The sequence below is a fragment of the Arthrobacter glacialis genome (genome assembly GCF_002909445.1).
Taxonomy (GTDB): domain Bacteria; phylum Actinomycetota; class Actinomycetes; order Actinomycetales; family Micrococcaceae; genus Specibacter; species Specibacter glacialis.
In genome coordinates this window covers 58,779-78,808 of record NZ_PPXC01000009.1, presented here as the reverse complement: position 1 = coordinate 78,808, position 20,030 = coordinate 58,779, and the positions used below count along the sequence as shown (strand labels likewise).

General features: G+C 62.9%; 17 protein-coding genes and 2 riboswitches. Of the genes, 5 read left to right on the top strand and 12 right to left on the bottom strand.

The features are described 5' to 3' along the window. Positions 1–35: 35 nt before the first annotated feature. The 7 genes from CVS27_RS12605 to CVS27_RS12575 all read right to left on the bottom strand — a co-directional run bounded on the left by CVS27_RS12605 (position 36) and on the right by CVS27_RS12575 (position 6,356). A complete protein-coding gene (locus CVS27_RS12605; RefSeq protein ID WP_103466095.1) occupies positions 36–989 on the bottom strand; it encodes an alpha/beta hydrolase family protein in 954 nt (317 codons plus the stop codon). Then, positions 980–2,188: a molybdopterin molybdotransferase MoeA gene (locus CVS27_RS12600; RefSeq protein ID WP_243400169.1), complete on the bottom strand. Its 1,209-nt coding sequence runs from the start codon at positions 2,186–2,188 to the stop codon at positions 980–982. Before CVS27_RS12600 ends, CVS27_RS12605 begins: the two co-directional genes overlap by 10 nt. A 4-nt stretch (positions 2,189–2,192) precedes the next feature. Further along, on the bottom strand, positions 2,193–2,492 hold the full coding sequence (locus tag CVS27_RS12595) for a DUF6457 domain-containing protein (RefSeq protein ID WP_103466094.1): 300 nt from the start codon (positions 2,490–2,492) through the stop codon (positions 2,193–2,195). Positions 2,493–2,500: 8 nt separating this feature from the next. Then, positions 2,501–3,232 (bottom strand): molybdenum cofactor guanylyltransferase, encoded by a 732-nt coding sequence (gene mobA, locus CVS27_RS12590; RefSeq protein ID WP_103466093.1) that lies wholly within the window; start codon positions 3,230–3,232, stop codon positions 2,501–2,503. Between the two features lie 126 nt (positions 3,233–3,358). Continuing rightward, positions 3,359–4,141 (bottom strand): NlpC/P60 family protein, encoded by a 783-nt coding sequence (locus CVS27_RS12585; RefSeq protein ID WP_103466194.1) that lies wholly within the window; start codon positions 4,139–4,141, stop codon positions 3,359–3,361. A 4-nt stretch (positions 4,142–4,145) separates the two neighbouring features. Then, positions 4,146–4,347: riboswitch (cyclic di-AMP (ydaO/yuaA leader) on the bottom strand. A gap of 151 nt (positions 4,348–4,498) precedes the next feature. Then, positions 4,499–5,242: a M23 family metallopeptidase gene (locus tag CVS27_RS12580; protein ID WP_103466092.1), complete on the bottom strand. Its 744-nt coding sequence runs from the start codon at positions 5,240–5,242 to the stop codon at positions 4,499–4,501. Between the two features lie 68 nt (positions 5,243–5,310). Continuing rightward, a riboswitch (cyclic di-AMP (ydaO/yuaA leader) is annotated at positions 5,311–5,541 on the bottom strand. Between the two features lie 119 nt (positions 5,542–5,660). Further along, on the bottom strand, positions 5,661–6,356 hold the full coding sequence (locus CVS27_RS12575) for an iron-dependent transcriptional repressor DtxR (protein WP_103466091.1): 696 nt from the start codon (positions 6,354–6,356) through the stop codon (positions 5,661–5,663). Between the two features lie 251 nt (positions 6,357–6,607). Here CVS27_RS12575 and serC point away from each other — a divergent pair, with 251 nt between their 5' ends. Then, the gene (gene serC / locus CVS27_RS12570; protein WP_103466090.1) at positions 6,608–7,735 is read left to right on the top strand and encodes a phosphoserine transaminase; all 1,128 of its coding nucleotides are present in this window, start codon (positions 6,608–6,610) and stop codon (positions 7,733–7,735) included. A gap of 97 nt (positions 7,736–7,832) precedes the next feature. Here serC and CVS27_RS12565 read toward each other — a convergent pair whose 3' ends face one another. The 3 genes from CVS27_RS12565 to CVS27_RS12555 form a co-directional block, all read right to left on the bottom strand. Continuing rightward, complete coding sequence (locus CVS27_RS12565) at positions 7,833–11,528, bottom strand: beta-xylosidase family glycoside hydrolase (RefSeq protein WP_165788303.1); 3,696 nt, start codon at positions 11,526–11,528, stop codon at positions 7,833–7,835. Between the two features lie 207 nt (positions 11,529–11,735). Next, positions 11,736–12,266, bottom strand: coding sequence for a DUF3027 domain-containing protein (locus tag CVS27_RS12560; protein WP_103466193.1), 531 nt, complete (start codon positions 12,264–12,266; stop codon positions 11,736–11,738). Positions 12,267–12,277: 11 nt separating this feature from the next. Beyond that, the gene (locus tag CVS27_RS12555) at positions 12,278–12,658 is read right to left on the bottom strand and encodes a cold-shock protein (RefSeq protein WP_103466088.1); all 381 of its coding nucleotides are present in this window, start codon (positions 12,656–12,658) and stop codon (positions 12,278–12,280) included. A gap of 201 nt (positions 12,659–12,859) precedes the next feature. Here CVS27_RS12555 and CVS27_RS12550 point away from each other — a divergent pair, with 201 nt between their 5' ends. Genes CVS27_RS12550 through CVS27_RS12535 form a run of 4 tightly spaced genes read left to right on the top strand, consistent with a single transcriptional unit; the run spans position 12,860 to position 17,490 of the window. Continuing rightward, positions 12,860–13,099 carry a hypothetical protein gene (locus CVS27_RS12550; protein WP_133159051.1) on the top strand — a complete coding sequence of 80 codons (240 nt, stop codon included), beginning with the start codon at positions 12,860–12,862 and terminating at the stop codon, positions 13,097–13,099. A gap of 29 nt (positions 13,100–13,128) precedes the next feature. Further along, positions 13,129–14,973 (top strand): helicase-associated domain-containing protein, encoded by a 1,845-nt coding sequence (locus tag CVS27_RS12545; RefSeq protein WP_103466086.1) that lies wholly within the window; start codon positions 13,129–13,131, stop codon positions 14,971–14,973. Continuing rightward, on the top strand, positions 14,970–16,643 hold the full coding sequence (locus CVS27_RS12540) for a DNA repair helicase XPB (protein WP_103466085.1): 1,674 nt from the start codon (positions 14,970–14,972) through the stop codon (positions 16,641–16,643). Before CVS27_RS12545 ends, CVS27_RS12540 begins: the two co-directional genes overlap by 4 nt. Before the next feature lie 52 nt (positions 16,644–16,695). After that, complete coding sequence (locus tag CVS27_RS12535; protein ID WP_165788302.1) at positions 16,696–17,490, top strand: class I SAM-dependent methyltransferase; 795 nt, start codon at positions 16,696–16,698, stop codon at positions 17,488–17,490. Between the two features lie 116 nt (positions 17,491–17,606). Here the strand turns inward: CVS27_RS12535 and CVS27_RS12530 are convergent, their stop codons facing one another. Next, positions 17,607–19,004 (bottom strand): sulfatase family protein, encoded by a 1,398-nt coding sequence (locus CVS27_RS12530; protein WP_103466083.1) that lies wholly within the window; start codon positions 19,002–19,004, stop codon positions 17,607–17,609. A gap of 54 nt (positions 19,005–19,058) precedes the next feature. Then, positions 19,059–19,970: a sugar phosphate isomerase/epimerase family protein gene (locus CVS27_RS12525; RefSeq protein ID WP_103466082.1), complete on the bottom strand. Its 912-nt coding sequence runs from the start codon at positions 19,968–19,970 to the stop codon at positions 19,059–19,061. Positions 19,971–20,030: the final 60 nt, after the last annotated feature.

Genomic DNA, 20,030 nt, shown 5'->3' with positions numbered 1-20,030 from the left:
GGGGAGAGAGCGGGGTGCACTGCCCGCCTGCCCGTCTACGCCCAGCTTCCGTCGCGGAGCCATCCCAGCGATTGTTCCCAGAACGTGTGCCTGTATCTGCTGTGGAACAAGGCGAAATGGCCCATGGCGGACTCCCCATAGTCTTCCGGGCGCAGGTGGATGATGCGGGCGGCGCTGTTGGGTGTGTATGCAACGGCCCGTTCCATGGCGGCCATGGTGGCGTAGTGGTCGTCATGAGGCGCCACGGCCAGGATGGGAGCCGTAACGGCCAACTGGTTCGCGCGCAGGGCATCACGTTCAGAGCCAGCGGGCGCCGCAGCAATAAAGTCCTTGTGGGACCGTGCCCAGTCCAAGGCCACGCCGCGCGGGAGATCCTCCATGACGCCCAGGCGCTTGGCCGGAAAATAGCCAACCACGGCCACCAGCGGCACCGTGACTAGGCACCGCACGGCGTGGTCAATTTTGTACCGGAAGCTAAAGTCACGCCAGTATGCGTGCTGCCCGCCCACCGTCAGGATGCGGGACAGCTTGCTGGCGCTTGCCGCCAACCCCACGCCAACGCCGCCAAAGCTGTGCCCCACAAAGTTCACCGGCAAGCCCTGTGAACGCTCCAGGGCCCATGCCAGTACGGCATCAATGTCCGCCGACCCCCATTCAAACCAGCGCTGGTTTTGACCGCGCAATGATCCGCCGCGGGACTGGCCAATCCCCCTGTAGTCAAAGGTGACAGCGGCGAAGCCGTGGGCCGCGAGGAAGGCTGCGTAGCGGTGGTAATAGTTGGCCAGCACTCCTGTGGCACTGCCAATGACAACAGTGCCGCGCTGACCAACACCGCTGGGCACCACAAATTCATGCCCGTGCAACACCCGCCCGTCGGCGCAGCCGAAGGAAACCGGCTGACCGCTCACGTCACCATGGCGAAGTGCCCCGGCCGCAGCCTCTCCGGCGACTGCGTCCAAGGACGCCGCGTCCCCGGCCCCTACTTCCATGGCAGCGCGAAAGCTGTGAGGGTCTCCCCCATTTTGGCCCCATGGGGCGGGACCACCATGATGCCGTCGGCAGCGGCCAGGCCCCGCATCATGGCGGAGTCCGTGTGCGCGCACGGCGATGCCAGCCCGTACACCAGTCGGTACGGCATGAGTCTGGTGGGGCCCTGGAATTCCTTGATGGGTGTACCGCAGGGGACCTCAAAGGTGTCTGGCATGGGGGCGCTGCCCAGTTTTGCCAGCAAGGGGGCGGCCACACTCAGCAGCGCCACCACGGCCGCCAGGGGATTGCCGGGCAGGCCCACCAGGAAGCGGCCGTCGGGCAGCTCGGCCAGCAAGGTGGGGTGGCCTGGGCGCATGGCGATGCTGTTGATGTGGATGGTGCCGCCCATTGCTGCAATGGCACGGCGCAGAAAATCCGCTGAGGAGTTTCCCGTGGCCCCCGTGGTGATCAGGACATCGGCGGGATTATCGGGCGATTCTTCCAGGGCCGCCAAGACGGACTCAAGGGTGTCGTTGGCCCGCTCCAGACCCACCACCTGGCCGCCCAAAAGAGTCACCACGGCCGGCAACAGCGGCGAAAAAGCGTCGCGTACCGCGCCAGGTTCCGGAATCCCGGACGCGATCACCTCATCGCCTGTCAGCACCAGCTTGACCATCGGCTTGCCCAAAACATGGAGTTCATCAGACCCGCCCAAGGCGGCCAGGGAAATGTGGGCCGGGTTCAGGGTGGTGCCGGATTTAATCAAAACCTCAGCCAGGGCAGCCTCTTGTGCCACGGGGCGGATGTGCTGGCCGTTTTTGGGTTCCCCAGGCCGGGACTCGGGGCCAAGAACCAAAACTGGCAGGCCGTCGTCGTCGTTCTTAACCTGGCCCGACTCGCTGCGTAAAACAGCCTTGGCACCGGCGGGGATCAAGCCGCCCGTGACAATGGGAATCGCCTGCCCGGCCACGAGCCGGCGCCCCTCTTGGGCAAAGATCCACGGCGGGCTGCCCGCAACCGCCCATCCGTCCATGGCGGATGAGGCGTAGTGGGGCATGGGGTTCAGTGCCTGCAGATCGCCTAACAATATCCGGCCCATGGCCTCCGCCAGTGGCACAGGGTGGGCCGGCAGCGCCTCGGGGAGCGCGTAGGCAAGCGCCCTGGCCTCATCCCATGTATGCGGCAACATGCGTGGCGTTTCTGCCGGCGTGGAATCCATGGGGTTATTGTTCAGCTGGTGTGCCGGGCGCAGGCTCGGCCCGTTCTGCCGCTGCCAGGGACTTGGCCAGCCCCAGGGCCGCCTTCATGGCCGTGGCCTCATCCGTCTGCCCGGACCCTGCGGCCAAGCCTGCCGCCAACCCTGCCACAAAGGTGGTCAGGGGTGCGGCAGGGCGAACAATCGAGTGCGCTGCCACGCCGGCAACATTCAACACGCCCTGGATGTCCACCTCAATGTCGGCAATCTCAAAAGCTTCTTGCAGCTTGGTCATCCACGCCTGCAGAATCTGGTCCTGATTTTCCAACTGGTTCCTCATTCCTGTCCGCCGCCGGGCACCGCAATGCCGTGGCTGCGGGCGTCATCCCACGTGTCGATGTCCGCGGTGATTCCCGCAGGGACAGCACATTCCTTGATAGCCACACTAGCAATGAGTGAGCGCACGGACGCGTTCGCCAGCCGCTGTGACACCCGCGCCGCATCAACGGCAGCCAGTAACTGCCGCACGGGGTAGATTCCTGCCAGCGGCTGCAGCCGGCCGTTGTCCACGGCTAGCACGGCGTGTGGTGGCGCAGCGCTGCCTGCTTCAGGGCTGTCCGCCTCAAGGCCATCCGCTGCGAGCAGGAGTTGGGCCACCTCAGCAGCCGCAGGCATATCACACGCCAGAATCAGGACCCTTTCTGCAGGGTCCTCGCTGCGTGGCAGGGCAGCCAATCCGGCAGCGATTCCCGCTGCAGGGCCGGCATAAGGCGGATCTTCCTGCACGGCCACCACTAGCTCACCCAGTTCCACTGTTCCCAGCCACCTGGCAATGCTCTCCACGGGACCTACGACGGCGATGCGGGCCTGGGCACCCACCTCACCCTGCACTGCGGCCGGGTCAAAAATCCGTCCCGGAGTTTGCAGACTCGCTTCCTGGGCGGCGATCACCGCCGCCGCAGCCGCAACTGTGCGGGCCAGCAACGTGCTGCCTTCCACGAGGAGACCTGCCTTGGGCACACCACCCAGACGCCGGGAGAGCCCACCGGCCAAAATCACTGCCTGCATGGGTGTGGGGTCAAAGTCAGCATGTGGCCATGCTACCGCGCACCAACGGAGCCTCACGGGCTGGCGCGCGGCGTTTAAAGCAATAAACCCCGTCCAAGGACGGGGTTTATTGGGTATAAAAAGTTCTTAGTGACCCATGGCGATGAAAACGGGGCCTGAACCGACGTTGGCGGAGAAGACAGCGGTCATGCCGCCGCCCCATCCACCGTGTACGGCCTGGCCGTTGCCAATGTAAACAGCGATGTGGGCCATGCCCATGCCGCCATCTGCATAGTAAATCAAGTCACCGGGCTGAGCTTCGGCTGCGGAAACCGTACGACCCAAGCTCAAGTAGCCAGCGGGCCAGTCGTGGAAGTTAATTCCAGCGGCAGCCAAGGAGTTGCTGGCAAGTGCTGTGCAGTCCTGGGCAACGCCAATCTGAGCCAAGGCGGCGCTGGCAATGGTTGCGCCAATCCCGCTCTGGGTAACAGGCTGTGCTGCAGGGGCCGTTGTGGTTACCGTTGCAACCGGTGCTGCGGCGGGTGCCACTGCCTCTTCTACAACTGGTGCTGCAACAACGTCGCTGCTCTTTGCCTCTACAACTACCGGAGCCTCAACAACAGGGGCCGGGGTGGAGGTGATTGCGGGGGTGGCGAAGGAGATCTTCACCGTGGAAGCTGCTGTGATGGCGGACGCAAGTTCCGTCTTCATGTTCAGCGTAGTGGCACCGTCAGAAGCGCGCTCCACCGTGGGAGTAGCCGCGTTTGCTGCGATACCGGATGTAAGTACCAAACCTGATGCAGCTGCGATAACAGCCGCCTGACGACCAACCCCGCCGACGTTGAAGCTGACGGCTTTCGTGAGGGTGGAGATCGGGCTGGACTTAACAACCTCGGCGCGGTGGCGCCCAAGGGCAGTATTTGAAGCCAAGAAGGTTTCCTCTCCCAATGCCTGCGAGGTAAGCTGTCGGATTCGGATGGGAGTCACCCGGCCGCTCCACGTTATGGCGCACACAAAGAAACATTTCTTATGCGTGGTTTAACGCTTCGCGGCTTCACCCCAAGGACTTCTGCAATAAATGCGAAGCCCGATTATTGGTTCCCCCGCCCCTGCCAGACGATTGATACGAACGGACCACGAGCAGTGGCAGAGCTAGGCAATCCACTCATGGACGCCCGCTTGATTCGAAGTTGGCGCGATTACGACGTTACAACAGATTTTTGGCAATGTCACGTTCAGGTCACGGTCGTGTGACTAAGTCGTAATCAAAAGTTGCCTGTGAATGAATTAAAGCCAGCCCATGGGATCGACAGTTTCGTCGTTGACGATAACCTCGAAGTGCAGGTGGGGGCCGGTCGATGCACCGGTGGAGCCGCTGATGCCTACCAGTTCGCCCCGCTCAACCTTTTGGCCAACCTTGACTGAATTGCTACTCATGTGGTTGTAGGAGGTTGAGAGCCCGTTGCCGTGGTCCACCACTACCCTGTTGCCGCCACCGTAGGTGTGCCAGCCCGAAAAGGTAACGGTTCCGCCGGCGGCCGCAAGCACTTCGGTGCCGCTCGCAACAGCGAAGTCCTGGCCGGTGTGGTGTTCATCAATCTGGCCTGTGATGGGGCTTACGCGGTCACCAAAGGGAGAGCTTGGAGCCAGGACTTTCAGCGGCGCTGACAGCGTTCCCTTGGAGGCGGCGGGGGCGACGTTGGAGGCGTTGACCTGCAACGTTTCCTTCAGCTGGCCATCGGGGTTCAATTTGCTGCCAATTTCCGGAGCCGCAAAAGTGATCGGGATATCAGCGGATGCACTGACCAGAGTCTGCGCCGAAGCGGCAAATTCCGGTTCCATCGGCTGCTGGTCAACCGCCTGGGCCGAGGGCAAGGTGACGGCCAGGACCAAGCCCGTGGCGGCCATGGCGACGCCCATTTTTTGGCCTGCACCGCTGGCGGCTCCGGCACGCAGCAAAGCGGCTACGGAAACGCTCGATGATGAATTGGCGCGCTCAACGGCAAGTGCTTCGCGGCGGCTGCCGGTCATAACTACGAGCTCATGAGTAGCCGGCGACGACGCCCGACGGCGTCCCCGCTGCTTATCTTCTGACACTAAAAACCTCTCTTTGATGCACCTGCGGAGTTAGCTGTCGGATTCGGATCAGAGAGTGAAACTTTTGATCCGGCCCAGCCTCGAGACACAGATCTATCCAAGGCACTGCCCAAAAGGACAGTGTCAGCGAATAGTTTGCTGTGTTTTCGATGACGGGCTTCACCCCAAGGCAGGCTGCAAGCCTGCCGAAAGTGGTTCCCCCGCCCTTGCCTAAATGATTGCTGTCCGTTGTGCGAAGGCAAGGTTCGGTGTCGCCCAACGGTAACGCTTTGATTACAGCGCCTGTTTATTACTATACGGTACGAGCGGTAAACGTAATAATTCCGTTACCTTAGTTATCAATAACTGTGAGTCAACTCATGGAGACGAAGATATGGGAAGCCACCTCGGGCGGCAGTTCCAACGCCCCTTCGATCCCCGGCACGCGGACCGAAATGTACTCCCCGACCTGGGCCAAGGAAATCTGTGCGCCCGGGCGCAGCCCGCCTTCGTCAAGCTGGACCAACAATTCCGGATCCACCTGGATGCGCTCAGAAAGCCGGTGGATGATCACTTGCTGCTCCGGGGAGTAACTGCTCATGGCATCAACCAGTGTGACGAGTCCCGCGGCAAACAAGGGCGAGATCTCCCCGCCAAGTTCTTCAAGCCCGGGAATGGGATTGCCATAGGGGGATTCTTCGGGCCGGCCCAGGAGGTCAAACAAGCGCTGTTCCACCCGCTCGCTCATGACGTGTTCCCAGCGGCAGGCTTCCTCATGGACGTAGGCCCAGTCCAACCCGATCACATCGGAGAGCAGCCTCTCAGCAAGCCGGTGTTTACGCATCACGCGGGTGGCTTTGTCCCGGCCGGCAGGGGTCAGTTCCAGGTGCCGATCACCGGAGACGATCACCAGGCCGTCACGTTCCATGCGTCCAATAGTTTGGGAAACTGTGGGACCTGAGTGGTGCAGGCGTTCGGCAATGCGTGCCCGCAGGGCCACAATGTTCTCTTCTTCCAACTCCAGGATGGTCCGCAAATACATTTCGGTCGTGTCAATCAGATCGGCCACGGCAGTATCCTCCTGTTGTTGGGTGAGATTTTGGGCAAAGCCTTTTCATCTCTACGTTAGCCTGAGTGGCGCTACGGAAGGAAACCTGGGGCAGCTGCGCGCCAGTCATGGGTGCACGGGGAACGGCCATGGGTGGGCGGTTTGTTCAGTACATGTCAGCATTTTTCCGCTGAGCGAAGTTCTACGGCAGAATTGGCAACAGCCCTTGGGTCTTAAACCAACTTCCATCTTTTAATTTTTTGGAGCAACTTGTGAGCGAATCCACGCCCCTCACCATTCCCGCCAATCTGCGCCCGGCCGACGGGCGTTTTGGCGCCGGCCCCTCCAAGGTTCGCCCCGAGCAGATTGCTGCACTCTCCGAGGCTGGCGGAACGCTCCTGGGCACCTCCCACCGTCAGGCGCCCGTCAAGAACCTTGTGGGCGATGTGCGCAGCGGCCTGAAGGACTTCTTTGGCGCCCCTGACGACTACGAGGTCATCCTGGGCGTTGGCGGCTCCACGGCGTTCTGGGACGTTGCAGCGTTTGGCCTGGTGGAGAACAAAGCCCAGCACCTCTCCTTCGGCGAGTTCGGCTCCAAGTTTGCCTCCGCCACCAACAATGCGCCGTTCCTTGACGCATCCTCCATCATCACCTCGGCCCCCGGCACCCGGCCGGTGGCTGTTGCCGAGGCTGGCGTGGACACCTACGCCTGGCCGCAGAATGAAACCTCCACGGGTGTTGCCGCTCCCGTAAAGCGCGTTGCAGGTGCTGACGACGGCGCGCTGGCGCTGGTGGATGCCACCTCCGCTGCGGGTGGTTTGGCAGTGGATGTGCGTGAGAGCGACGTTTACTACTTCGCCCCGCAAAAGAATTTTGCCTCCGACGGCGGCATCTGGCTTGCGCTGTTCTCCCCCGCTGCGCTGGAACGCGCCGCCCGCATCGGCGCGTCCAACCGCTGGGTTCCTGACTTCCTGAACCTGACGACAGCCATTGACAACTCCTTGTTGAACCAGACGTACAACACGCCTGCGCTCTCCACCCTGGTCACCCTGAACAACCAGGTCCAGTGGCTCAACGCCAACGGCGGCATCGACTTCGCCTCGACACGCACAGCAGACTCCGCCGGCCGCCTCTACTCCTGGGCCGAGTCCTCCCCCATCGCCTCCCCGTTCGTGGTGAACCCGGACGACCGCTCCAACGTCATTGTCACGATCGACTTCGACGAGTCAGTGGACGCCGCAGCCGTGGCCAAGGTGCTGCGCGCCAACGGCATTGTGGACACCGAGCCGTACCGCAAGCTTGGCCGCAACCAGCTGCGCATCGCCACCTTTGTAGCCATCGACCCCGAAGACATCACGGCACTGACCAAGTGCATTGACTACGTGATCGAAAACATTTAGCTCCACGCATCACCAGGCGTATCAAGGAGGCGGCTTCCCCTGCGGAAGCCGCCTCCTTTGTGCCCGCCTGCGAACCCTCCCCAAGCGCCATGCAGACCTAGTGGTTGGCTGCCCTCCGTCGGGTAGTCCAGAACAGGACCAGACCGCCCAGGACAAGGGCGACGGCGAGCCCGCCCACCACGGAGCCGCTGGCTCCCGTGCTGGCCAGGTCATCCGCTGCCGCAGCAGCCGTCGTTGCCGCAGCGGTTGTTGCCTCGCCCGTGGCAGTGCCGCCGGCAACTGTCACGGCGATGCTGACCTTGGCCGCCTCACCGTTGATGCCGGTTCCTGTGATGACCACGGTGTGGGCACCAGCAAGAGCATTGGCCGGCACCGTGGCAGTCAGGGACACCGTTCCGTCAGCTGCAACCACTGCCGTTCCCAAAACCACCGGGTTCGAATGCAGCGTGAACGTGGCTGTTGTGCCCGGCTTGAAGTTCTTGCCGGTCACCGTCAGCTCGCCACCGGCAGAGACCGTTTCCGCGTCCACTGAACCGGACGGCGCAACAGTGGCCGGAGCGGTCGTTGCAGGCGGAGTGACGGACGGGCTCGTCGTTGTCGGCGGGGCCGTCGTCACCGGCGGCAGCGTCGGAGGTGCGGTGGTGGGCGCAACAGTTGTTGGTGGCGCAGTAGTTGGGGGCACAGTGGCCGGCGGCGTTGTGGGCACCACAACCGGTGCACAGACCAAGTTGGCGCCGGGCTTGTTCAGCGCACCTTGACGGGAAATGACCCAGCGGTAGGTTTGTGAGGAGACGCCGTCGCTGCCCATGGTTTGGACCTGGACCACGTTGGCCCCGGGCATCAGATTGAAGGTGTAGGCACCTCCTGAGCCGGCTGTGGCAACCTTGTCATTGAATTGCACCTGCAGGCCGGTGGAGGCATCGGCTGCCGTGAACTTCGTTGAAACAGACTTGGTGGCTGCGGGCACGGACGCCAGCGCGGCCAGCGGCGAACTGGGCGCAGCAAACTGCACACCAGTCCACACGGGGGCCGCCAGGCCCGCCACCAACTTTGCCGGTTCCGGCGCGTTCACCTGCTCAAAGAACGGCTGGGCCACGGTGTTCACCAACAGGTCAGTGAACGTGAACGGCGCGTTTGCGCTGCTGGCGCCAACAGCCAGGATGCCTGTTTTGCCGTTGGTCACCGTTGCATTGGTGACGGTCCCGATGGTGGTGAAAGTGACATTGTCGGTGGAGTAGCTGGCCGTGTACTGGTTGCCTGCGCGGACCAGCTTCAACCACACGTCAGCAGCAGCCGGAGCCGCCACCTTGGTGTTTTCATTGGGGCTGCCACCGGTTTCCGTGACCAGTGCCAGCACGGGCGAACCGTTGGCATGCTTGCGCTGCAGGGCAACATAGTTGTCATCGTCGGAGTAGAGAATCAGCCCGGCTTCTTCGTACTGGGACGCGGTGGCGCCGCTCATCTTGACCACCATGGTGGCGTCACCCACCAGGGGCGCATTCTGGCGCAGGATGTTCACAGCAGCGTTCTGCGTAGCCCACAGACCACTGGAGCCCGCCTTAAGTGTCACCGTGTTCTTGTCCACGGCCGTCCACTTGGAGACATCTTCGCGCACCCAACCCATACCGGTGGCCAGGGGCGACGCCGGATTGCCCAGCGGGGTGATGTTGTCGCCATTGTTCACAATCGCATCCGGCGTACCTCTAACCTCTGCGGCATCCATGCCGGAGGTGTTGGCCCGCAGGTTGAAGCCCTTTTCATACGTGTTCCCCGCAATGTCGATGTCAGCACTGGAACTGAAATTGAACAACGCCTTGGACGAGCTCACCGAGACGGGATTGGTGGGCGCATAGTGATTGACGGTGTTTGCGGTGAAGTCCAGCCCGGATACCGACTTTGCGCTGACCAGCTGGCCGCCGGGGAGCACCGAGAAGCGATTCCCCGCAATGTTGATGCCGTGATGGACTGCCTTGCCGGCTTCGCTCTGGCTGTTGGTGGGATCCACAAAGATGGTCGCGGAGCCCGTGCTGGGGCGGTCAAAGACATTGTTGCGGATGTTCACATTGTCCACTCCGCTGGATTCGTACCACGAGGCCGCATCGGCAGAAATGTAAATGCTGGCCATGCCCATCTGGTCGAACACATTGCGTTCAATGAGCACCTCACGAGGGGTGGTCACCAGGATGCCCCGTGTGGGCACCGACTGGAACGTGTTGCCGGCAATGTACACCTCGGGCGTGTAGGTGAGGTTCTCGGCCACGAACTGGCTCGCCGCCAGATTTGTCGGGAGCTCGCCGTCGAGAGTCACAGTCATCTGCGTCAGGTTCTTGGTGGAGTCCTTGCCGGTGGGGCCGTCAACGCTGGCCACCTTGAAGGTGGTGGCACCCTCGGGCAGCATGGTGGCCTTTTTGACGAAGCGCAGTTCATCTCCTGCATAGAACTGCGGGAAACCGGCCGTCTCATTGTGCATGTATTGCAAGGTGACGGTCTTGGCCGCCCGGTCCACGGCCTTGACCTCCACGTAGGTGCCGTGGATGTTGATGGGATCGTCGTGCGGGTTGTCAAAGAGTGAGTTGGTGATCTGCACCTTGCCGGCAATGCCTGACATCTGGATGAAGTCGGCAAAGGCGGCTGTTTGGCGGCCCGTGCCAAAGTCTGTGCGCAGCGTGATCGCATCCAGAGCCACGTCCTTGCTGAACTGGCCCACAATGCCAAATCCATGCAGGTAGTGCAGTTTCATGTTCTTCAGGGCCGTGCGCTGGGATTCCCAGATCAGCCCACCAGGAGTGTCACGGGTGGTCTTGCGGATCTCGTACGCCTTGCCGGTGCCGCCCGGGTCGGCTGCGTTGTTGTAACTGACCCGGTACACGCCGTTGCCAAGATCGGTAACGGCCCGCGAGTTGTTCCACAGCTGAACTCCCGTGCGCAGGGTCTGCCCTGTGGCCAGGTCGCGGGTCTGGTTGTGTCCGCCGGTGGCTCCCGAGGGTGCATGTGTCCAGTACGGCAGGCCTGTTGCGGGACTGTTTTCACCATTGAAAGTGGCTGTTGCGCCATTGATGGCGACGTTGACACCCACGGGGACCTGGATGTCCCGGTACCCGAAACCGTCGGCAACACCACTGCCCACAACGGGCAGGTCCAGGGTTCCGGCGGCGTACCAGTCAGTGTCCAGGTTTTGGATGGTGACGTCAGTGGAGCGAATGTTGGCAAATTCGGTTTGGCTGCCATGGAAGGTGAGCTGCGAGCCCATGCCCTCCACAATCACATCTTCCATGTCCTCGATCAGCAGGCCGATGGACTTTGTTTTGTAGTTTGGGTCGGCGCCAACCGTGTTGGAAACGTAGAGTTCACGCTTCGGAGCATTCTCCGGATACATGGAGTAGACGCCACAGGGGAAAAGAATGGTGGTTGGCTTGTGCAAGCTCTTGGCGTGCAGAATCGCGTCATTGACCGCCTTGGCCGAGTCCTTCACACCCGTGGGGTCGGCCCCGAAGGTGGTGACGTCAACAATCACACGGTTGGCGGCGTGCTTGGGCAGTGCCGCCTGATCCAAAGCCACTGGCTGATTGGCGTGGAAGCCAACGGTTTGAGAACTCAGTCCTGTGGCAGGAAGCGCAGTGCCTGCCGCCCACGGCGTGGCAACTGTTGGCGCATTCACCTCATTGGCAATGGCCGGCATGGCCCCCGCAGCCAGCGCGGCACCCAGGCCAAAAACAATCACTCCGGCGCCCCAGCCCCGCAACCTTGCCGGCGTCACCGTTGAGTGACCCGGCTCACATCCATATTTTGTCATGGATAACATCCTATGTTTGTGCGTTTTAGTTGTCCACGAGTTCCACTCTGTGACTTTTTGCCTTATTCGTTTGGCATGAAACGGCAACGGAACGCCGCCAACGTCCGCACAAACCACGCTAGGGCCGAACCTCTCCGACCCCTCGCAGACATCAGATGAAAGAAGCCCCACCAGTAGCTGGTGGGGCTTCTTTAGCACTACATGTCTCTAGTTCTGCTCGTCGGCGTCAGTCTCGCCGGGCGCGCCGTCGTCCGCAGGAGACTCATCACCGTCGTCGTCAGCGTCAGCCTCGGAATCAGCGTCAGCCTCGGCGTCGGCCGGTTCAACCAGGCCATGCTCCTCCTCAGGAGCGGGCTGGTCCTCGGGGCGCACCCGCTCGGACCAGGGCACCCACGGGGGCGCCAGAACGGAATCGTTGGTGGGAAGCATCCCCACTTCATTGACCGTGGAGGCCTTGCCGCGGGAAACCCTGGCCAGCGTGGCAAACCAAACCCAGCCGCCGTATCCGGGCAGCAGGGATTCAAACAAATGCGTCACGCAGCGGACACCTTCACTGCGGGCACCGAGATGCCTGCCAATGTCAGTGTCGTTGGCAATGCTCCGCACAGCCTCACGCGCGGTTGCCACATCTGCGGCCAGGAAAGCGTCAGGCTTCCCCACACGCCAGAGGGGAACACCCGGGCGCTGCGTTGCTTCCGGAACAGCTGAGGCGTCTGATTCGCCAGAAAATTCGGTCATGGTGGGCACCGTTATGCGTCGAAGTTGTCGGCAACCTTGCGCAACGCTGCGGCAATCTTGCTCGCGTCACCATCAGGATACTTGCCGTTGGTCAGTGATCCTACAGAGTGCTCCAGCAAGGAAACCAGGTCCTGCACAATCGGGGCAAGGTCGCGGGCTGGCATGCGCTTGGCCTTGGCCGCCGAGGCGCTGCGGTCCAAGATCTTTGCAGCCATGGCTTGGGCACCTTTGCGGCCGTCGGCTACACCAAATTCCATCCGCGTTCCGGGCTTGATCTCACCCGCATCCGCCGGCAGCGCATTGGCGCGCAGGAAAACCTCGCGACCGTCATCGGCAGCAATGATGCCGAAGCCTTTTTCGTTGTCGTACCACTTCACTTTGCCGATAGGCACTTGCTTACCCCTTAAAAAGTTTTGTCGGTGGAAATCACATTCTGTGCCTGTGCGAGTGCTTTCCGCAGTACTTCGGGCCGTAATTTGTGACGGCCGGTACCTACAGTGACAGAACGTGTAGCAACACGCACCCTTACATTACCGTGTTGACCCCGTCACCGCGGCTTTGCGCCCCAACTGTCCGCTGTTAGCGTTATGTTCATGAACCCCCACTTTTCCGCCCCGCAAACAGTGAGCCGTGGCTGGCAGATGTTCAACTACGCGGCCATGGCCATGGCAGTGATTGCCTTGATCGCGCTGATAGTTGTCTTGATCAGCAAGTGGGCTGGCGGCACACCGTGGCCCGGCTTCAACTGGATCTCCATGATCGCCCTGCCCGCGGCGTTTCTCATGATGGGCACCAGCGTGCTGCGCTCGGTGGCCATTCGCCGCCGACTCTAGCCGGCACCATTCCTGCGCTGCTCCCACCCATGGGCACTCTGGCGGACGTGGCGGCCGAGCTGGCCCACCGCAGCGACGCCCAGCTGCTGCGGCTCTTCACCCTGCGCCCGGATGCCATCAATCCGCCGGTGGCCAATTTCGCCGCCCTGGCAACGCGGCTGTGCGGTCCCAGCAGCATTCTGGCCGCACTGGATGCGCTCAATTTTTCCCAGCTGCACGCGCTGACTGCCCTGCATTCACCTGCCGCGACGGGCACGGAAGCAGCCCACGTGCCGGCAACGCTGGCTGAGTTGCATGAGATGGCTCTGCTGACTGCCGAGATTCCAGCTTCACCGGCTACCCAGACGCCCGCGGACGACGGCGGCACCCAGCAATTTTGCACCCTCGCCTCCGTGGGGCTTGCCTTGGGCGAAGGCCCGCCTCTGGGGGATCACTTGACACCCCCGGCCGCCCCGCCCAGCGCGAAGCTGGCGGAGGTTCGCACGGCCCTGCGCGACAACGCAGCGGCGAGCGCCGTCGAGACCCTGCTAAGAGTCACCGCCGAACTGGTGGAGTCCATCGGGCATGCTCCGCTGGCAGCATTGCGCGACAGGGGCGCGGGGGTGCGTACTGTGCGGAAACTCGCCGTGTGGCTGAAAATCAATGAAGCACAGCTGTGCTTTTATCTTGAGCTGGCGGCCACAGCACACCTTATTTCCTATGACCGCGCATCGGCGCAGTGGCGGGCGGCAACGCCGGATTGGCTGCTGTTGGAGCGCCCGGCCCAATGGTTGGCGCTAGCCAAAGCCTGGCAGGACAGCACCAGGCTTCCGTTCTCCGACGCACCAAACAGCCCGGCACCGGACAGCCCGGCAGCAAAACCGTTGGCGGTGACCTCGACTCTCCCCCACCTTGCCGCTTTGCGCCACAGGGTACTGCGTGTTCTCGCCGCCCCGGAGCTGGCCGCACCCTCCCGCAACTCCGAACCACCGAACACCACTTATGCTCCCACCCTTGATTCCGTCGTGGCCCAGCTGGCTTGGCGCCATCCGAGGCAGTCCGCTGCCATGTCCGCCCTGGTGCCGGGAATCATGGCCGAGCTGGAACTTCTGGGACTGACGGGCGCCGGTGCGCTGAGCATCACTGGCCGTTGCGCCGCCGCGAACGACTGGCCAGCGGCACTGGCCGCACTGGACTCCACACTGCCGGAGCCCATTGACCACTTTGTCATTCAAGGTGACCTGAGCGTTGTAGCACCCGGCTTTCTGGCGCCCGCCATCGCAGCGGAACTGAAACTTTTGGCCGCCACGGAAGGGCGGGGAGCTGCCGGGATCTTCCGCATCAGTGAGGGCTCACTGCAAGGCGCCATGGCTGCGGGCCAAAGCAAGGAGAGCATCCTGGGGTTTCTTCGCCGGCATTGCCGCACCGAGCTGCCCCAATCCCTTGAGTACCTGATCGGCGCAGCCGCTGCCAAACACCCGGCAGGAATGACCCGGCAAGACTCCCCGGCAAGCACACCGCGACGCGGGCCCGACAGGACCACAGCCCTGGCGTGGGAGGCACCCCGGCCAACTGACGACGTCGTCCATCTCCAGATGCAGGCCCAACTGGCTCAGCTTCGGCGCAGCCCGGTCTGGGGTTCGGCCGTGCAGGACGAGGCCGGGCCGGCGCTGGTCATGGAACAATTGCGGCTGTCCATTGCCAGCGGCAGCACGGTGTGGCTGAGCGCGGTGAATGGTTCCGGCGACGTTGAACGGGTGTTGCTGGTGCCGCTCTCACTTGTGGGAGGCTTGCTCCGGGCGCGGCTCAATGGCACGGGGCGTGAACGGCATTTCAGCATCCACAGGATCACGGCAGTGGAAGATCCTCCACAGGAAGGGACGGAACTCCCATGACTGACGGTCCGTTGATTGTTCAAAGCGACAAGACCATCCTGCTGGAGGTGGCGCACCCGGACTCCACCGACGCCCGCCACGCCATCGCCGCCTTCGCCGAACTGGAGCGTGCACCCGAACACATGCACAGCTACCGGATCACGCCACTGGGGCTGTGGAACGCCCGCGCTGCCGGGCTCGACGCCGAGCACGTGGTGGACACCCTGCTGAACTATTCGCGCTATCCCGTGCCGCATGCGCTGCTGCTGGACATTGCCGAGATCATGGCCAGGTATGGGCGGCTGCGGCTGGAAAAAGATCCGCAGCATGGCTTGGTGCTGCGCAGTGACGACGAGCTGATCCTGGCGGAGGTGTGCCATGCAAAGAAGGTGTCCGCGCTGCTGGGCGCCCGCATTGATCCGTTGACTGTAGTGGTCCACGGGACTGCCCGCGGCGAGCTCAAGCAGCTGCTGCTCAAGGCCGGCTGGCCTGCCGAGGACCTGGCCGGCTATGTGGACGGCACCAGTCATCCGATCGCCCTGAGCGAGAACACCGGGGCAAGCCCCTGGACCCTGCGCCCGTACCAGCGCGTGGCCGTGGAGAACTTCTGGGCCGGCGGCTCGGGCGTGGTGGTGTTGCCGTGCGGTGCCGGGAAGACCATTGTGGGTGCCGCCGCCATGGCCGCGTCCGGGACCACCACGCTCATTCTTGTCACCAACACCCTCTCGGCGAGGCAGTGGAAGGCCGAGCTGCTTAAGCGAACCACCTTGACGGAGTCGGAAATTGGGGAGTATTCAGGGGCAGTGAAGGAGTTGCGCCCTGTCACGATTGCCACGTACCAGGTGCTCACCACCCGGCGCAATGGCAGCTTCACGCACTTGGAGCTGCTCAATGACAACGACTGGGGCCTGCTGATCTATGACGAAGTCCATCTGCTGCCGGCCCCCATTTTCCGCATGACCGCTGACTTGCAGGCGCGCCGGCGGCTCGGGCTGACCGCCACTTTGGTTCGCGAGGACGGCCGCGAGGGCGAGGTTTTCGCCTTGATAGGTCCCAAGCGCTACGACGCGCCTTGGAAGGAAATCGAGGCCCAGGGGTACATTGCTCCCGCCGACTGCGTGGAGGTGCGCGTGGACTTGGCGCGCGCGGAACGATTGGCCTATGCCACGGCGGACGACGGCGAGAAGTACCGTTTGTGCGCCACCACGCTGGCCAAGTCCGTGGTTGCGCAGGCCCTCGTGGCAGCCCATGGTGGCGAGCAGATATTGGTGATTGGACAGTACCTCGACCAACTGGATGAGCTGGCCGCCCGCCTGAACGCTCCGCTGATCAAGGGCACCACCCCGGTCAAGGAACGGGAACGGCTTTTTGAGGAATTCCGCCAGGGCCGCGTACCCACTCTTGTGGTGTCCAAGGTGGCCAACTTTTCCATCGACCTGCCCGAGGCCTCCGTGGCCATTCAAGTCTCCGGCGCCTTCGGTTCCCGGCAGGAAGAAGCCCAGCGTCTGGGCAGGTTGATGCGGCCCAAGGCCGACGGCCGCACGGCCCGCTTCTACACCTTGGTGGCCCGTGACACCGTCGATGCCGATTTTGCCGCCAAACGCCAGCGCTTTTTGGCCGAGCAGGGCTACGCCTACAGGATCATGGACGCCCATGATGTTCCCCGTGCCATGGAAGGTCTACAGGAGTAGGATCGGGAAAAACAAGCGTGAATTCACTGAACTACGGAGGCGCACAGGCGTCATGAGCTATGAAGATTCAGTAGCCGAACACTACGGCCGCGGCAATGCCGAACAACTCATACTTGCCCACCTCAGTGCCCTGGGCAAGGATCCCGAGCACTTTGACATTGCCGATCTGCAGGGCATGGACCAACTGCATGTGGGCGGCGCCGAGGCCACCTCCCGGGTGGCAACACGGGCCGGAATCAATGCCGGCAACCACGTGCTGGACATCGGCTCAGGCTTGGGCGGGGTGGCCCGCCATCTGGCCCAGCACTTTGGCGCCAGCGTCCACGGGGTGGAGCTCACGCCCGAATTTGTAGCCGCGGCAACCTCGCTGACCCGGCGCACCGGCCTGAGCAGCGCCGTGGCGTTCACCCAGGGCAGCGCCCTGGCGATGCCGTTTGAGGAAAACTCCTTTGACGCCGCAGTCCTCTTTCACGTGGGCATGAACATACAAGACAAGGACCAGGTGTTTGCCGAGGCTGCCCGGGTGTTGCGGCCAGGCTCCGTCATGGCCGTGTACGACGTCATGCTGATGGGCGGCGATGTGGAGGAGTACCCGCTCCCCTGGGCCACCTCCGCCGAGACATCCTTCCTGCAACCGCCCCTTGCCTATAGCGATGCCCTGGGCCAGGCCGGATTCAGTGTGGACTACGAGGCGAAAGTTCCCGTCTCGGACTCCGTGGCGTTCCTTGAGCGGGCACTGTCCGGCAGTGGCCCGGCAGGGGTGCAGGCCGCCCAGCTGAACAACTTGATGATGTTCTTCCGCTCGGGCTTGTTGGCGCCCGTGGAGATCTACGCGCATCTGGACTGAGGTCTGGATTATGACGCCGGTATGGTGATGCGCTGCTGATATATCTGCAGCGCATCACCATATCGGCGTCCGCCCAATCCGAACTCCACGAGGTCGAAATGGTCCTGCGCCGGCACTCAGCCGGCGGACAAGCCGGCCACCCACTGCTCATGCAACGCCGTGAGCTCGGCGGCTACTGTTGCTTCGGCGTCGTACAGGTTGCTGGTTTCGCCCGGATCTGCGGCAAGGTTGCACAGGAAGTAGCCACTGCCAGGATCGGCGTGCTCAACGTCCCTGATGGCATCAGCTACGGGCGATCCTGGTTCCACCCAGCGCAATTTCCAGTCTCCGCGGCGCACCGACCATTGCCAGCCACAATCCCAGTGCAGAGTTTCGTGGCACTGAGTCGAATCGTCTGCCGCGGCGAGCAGATCCATGCCGTCGCAGTGCGCATAAACGGCCGGGTCCGCACCGGCGGCGGCGAGCGCCGTGGGCAGTATGTCCATGGAACTTGTCAGCCCGCTGCGGGTAACCCCCTCCGGCACGTGGCCGGGCCAGCGCAGCAGGAATGGGACGCGCACGCCGCCCTCCCACAGGGTGTACTTGGTCCCGCGCAAGGGAGCGTTGACACCGTAGTTACACGTGGATCCGCCGTTGTCGGTGAGGTAAATGACCATGGTGTCCTCGGCCAGCCCCAGTTCGTCGAGCTGGTCCAGGATCAGACCAATCTGCTGGTCCATCAATTCCAGCTGGGCCAGGTAGTACGCGCGGCCGTTTTCCAGGTGCGGGCTGATGGCGCCGTCGTACCAGTCAATGTACTCGCTGGCCCCCGGATTCCAATCCTCATAGGCTGGCAGCCCGCGCTTTTCGAGCTCCTCGGCGGGCAGCTGCCAACAAAAGTCGTGGACGGCGTTGAAGGCCACTGTGGCCAGGAACGGCTTGTCGGCATGGTCCGCAACAAACGCCCGGGTCCGCTCCCCAATCGTGTCGGTCAGGAAGCCCTCCAGTTCCTGGGGCTCTTCGCCATTCCAGAGAGGTTGTACAGCCATGGGGAACGCAGCATCACCGTACTCCTGCACCGCGTCCTGGGAGTGGCGGAGGTAGTTGAGCCGGCCCATCGACTCCCCCGCGAGCCCGTAAAACGATTCGTCATAGCCGTGCCGGGGAGGGGTGCCACGGTCACCATGGTGTTCGGTGCCGTAGTGGACCTTGCCGAAATAGCCCGTCGCGTAGCCTTCGGCGCGCAGGAGCTCGGCCATGGTGGGTACCTCTGGCGGGCAGATTTCCGAGTCCGTAAACCAGCGGGCACCCCAGCGCTGCTGATAGCTGCCAGCAGCCAGCCCCGCCCTGGACGGTGAACAAATGGGTGCTGTGACATAGGCGTTGCCATAAGAGGCGCCCTGCCGGGCCAGCCTGTCCAACGCGGGCGTGCTCACATCATCCTGCACTCCCAGAATGGAGCGGTCTGCATAGCCATGGTCGTCGGAGATGATGACCATAATGTTGGGTTGACGCGCGGGAGTGAGGGAGGGCATGAGGATCCTTCTTGATGATGGTGGAGTTTTCTCAGCGAACAATGCCGCGCCGGGCTAAGCCAGGACTGCTTTCAATGATTCCAGGGCCTCGGCCAGCGGCGGAAGATGCGGGTGCCAGGCGCGTTCCCACTCCAGCGAAACCCACGGATCCTCGATTCCATGGTTCGCCGAGATCCCACCGACGAGTCGCTGCATCTCACGCAACGGAAGTTCGCCTTGGCCGGGCAGCGTCAGCGTCACAGTATTGGTCCCGGGATTCCGCACGCCATCCTTGTACTGCGCGTACGCCAAGGAGTCCGCTAAAAGTTCGGCCGTGCGGGCGGGTTCTTCGTCATGGCGCCACGGGTGCATGAGGTCCCAAATAACCTGCACCGGCGCATCCGCAGCAACATGGGACAGGATCCGCACAATGTCGCCCCCGCGGGGATGCGAATCGTGGGTCTCCAACAGGATCACCACCCCTCGCTCCCTGGCTCGTTCAGCTGCCGCGTTGAGCCGGCTGGCGCCAAGCTTGTCCGCCGCCAGCATTTCCGCCGACGGGTCCTCCCCCAGTGCGCATGGCTCAATCCCTGCCCCGGGGAACACCCGCACCTGGGCCGGGCCGGACGCGTTTCCAACCGAGAGGTCTGCAGCCAGTTCGACGGCGGCCAGCAGTTCAGCGAGCACCGGATCGTTTGCGCCCTGGTCGGCGTGGGCATCGGCAGCACCGTCGCCGGCGCCGTCGTCGTAAGCACTGGCGGGTGGAGCGCAGACGCTGACATAGCTGGCCAGCGTCACCACAGCCAGGCCGGCGCTGGCCAGTGCTTGGGCAACGTCGCTGCGCTGGGCCGCGTTCATGCCCGGGTACACGAACTCACCCGCGGCTGCACGCAGTTCAACCCCTGTGGCACCGGATTTCTGCGCAAGCTCTACGACCTGCTCCAGCGAATCGCCTGGACACCCCAGGGTGGAAAACGCCAATGGCATGATGGGCCTTTCAACGGCAAACGATTAATTAGTTTCACACTAGTGCGGAAACCGCTTTCC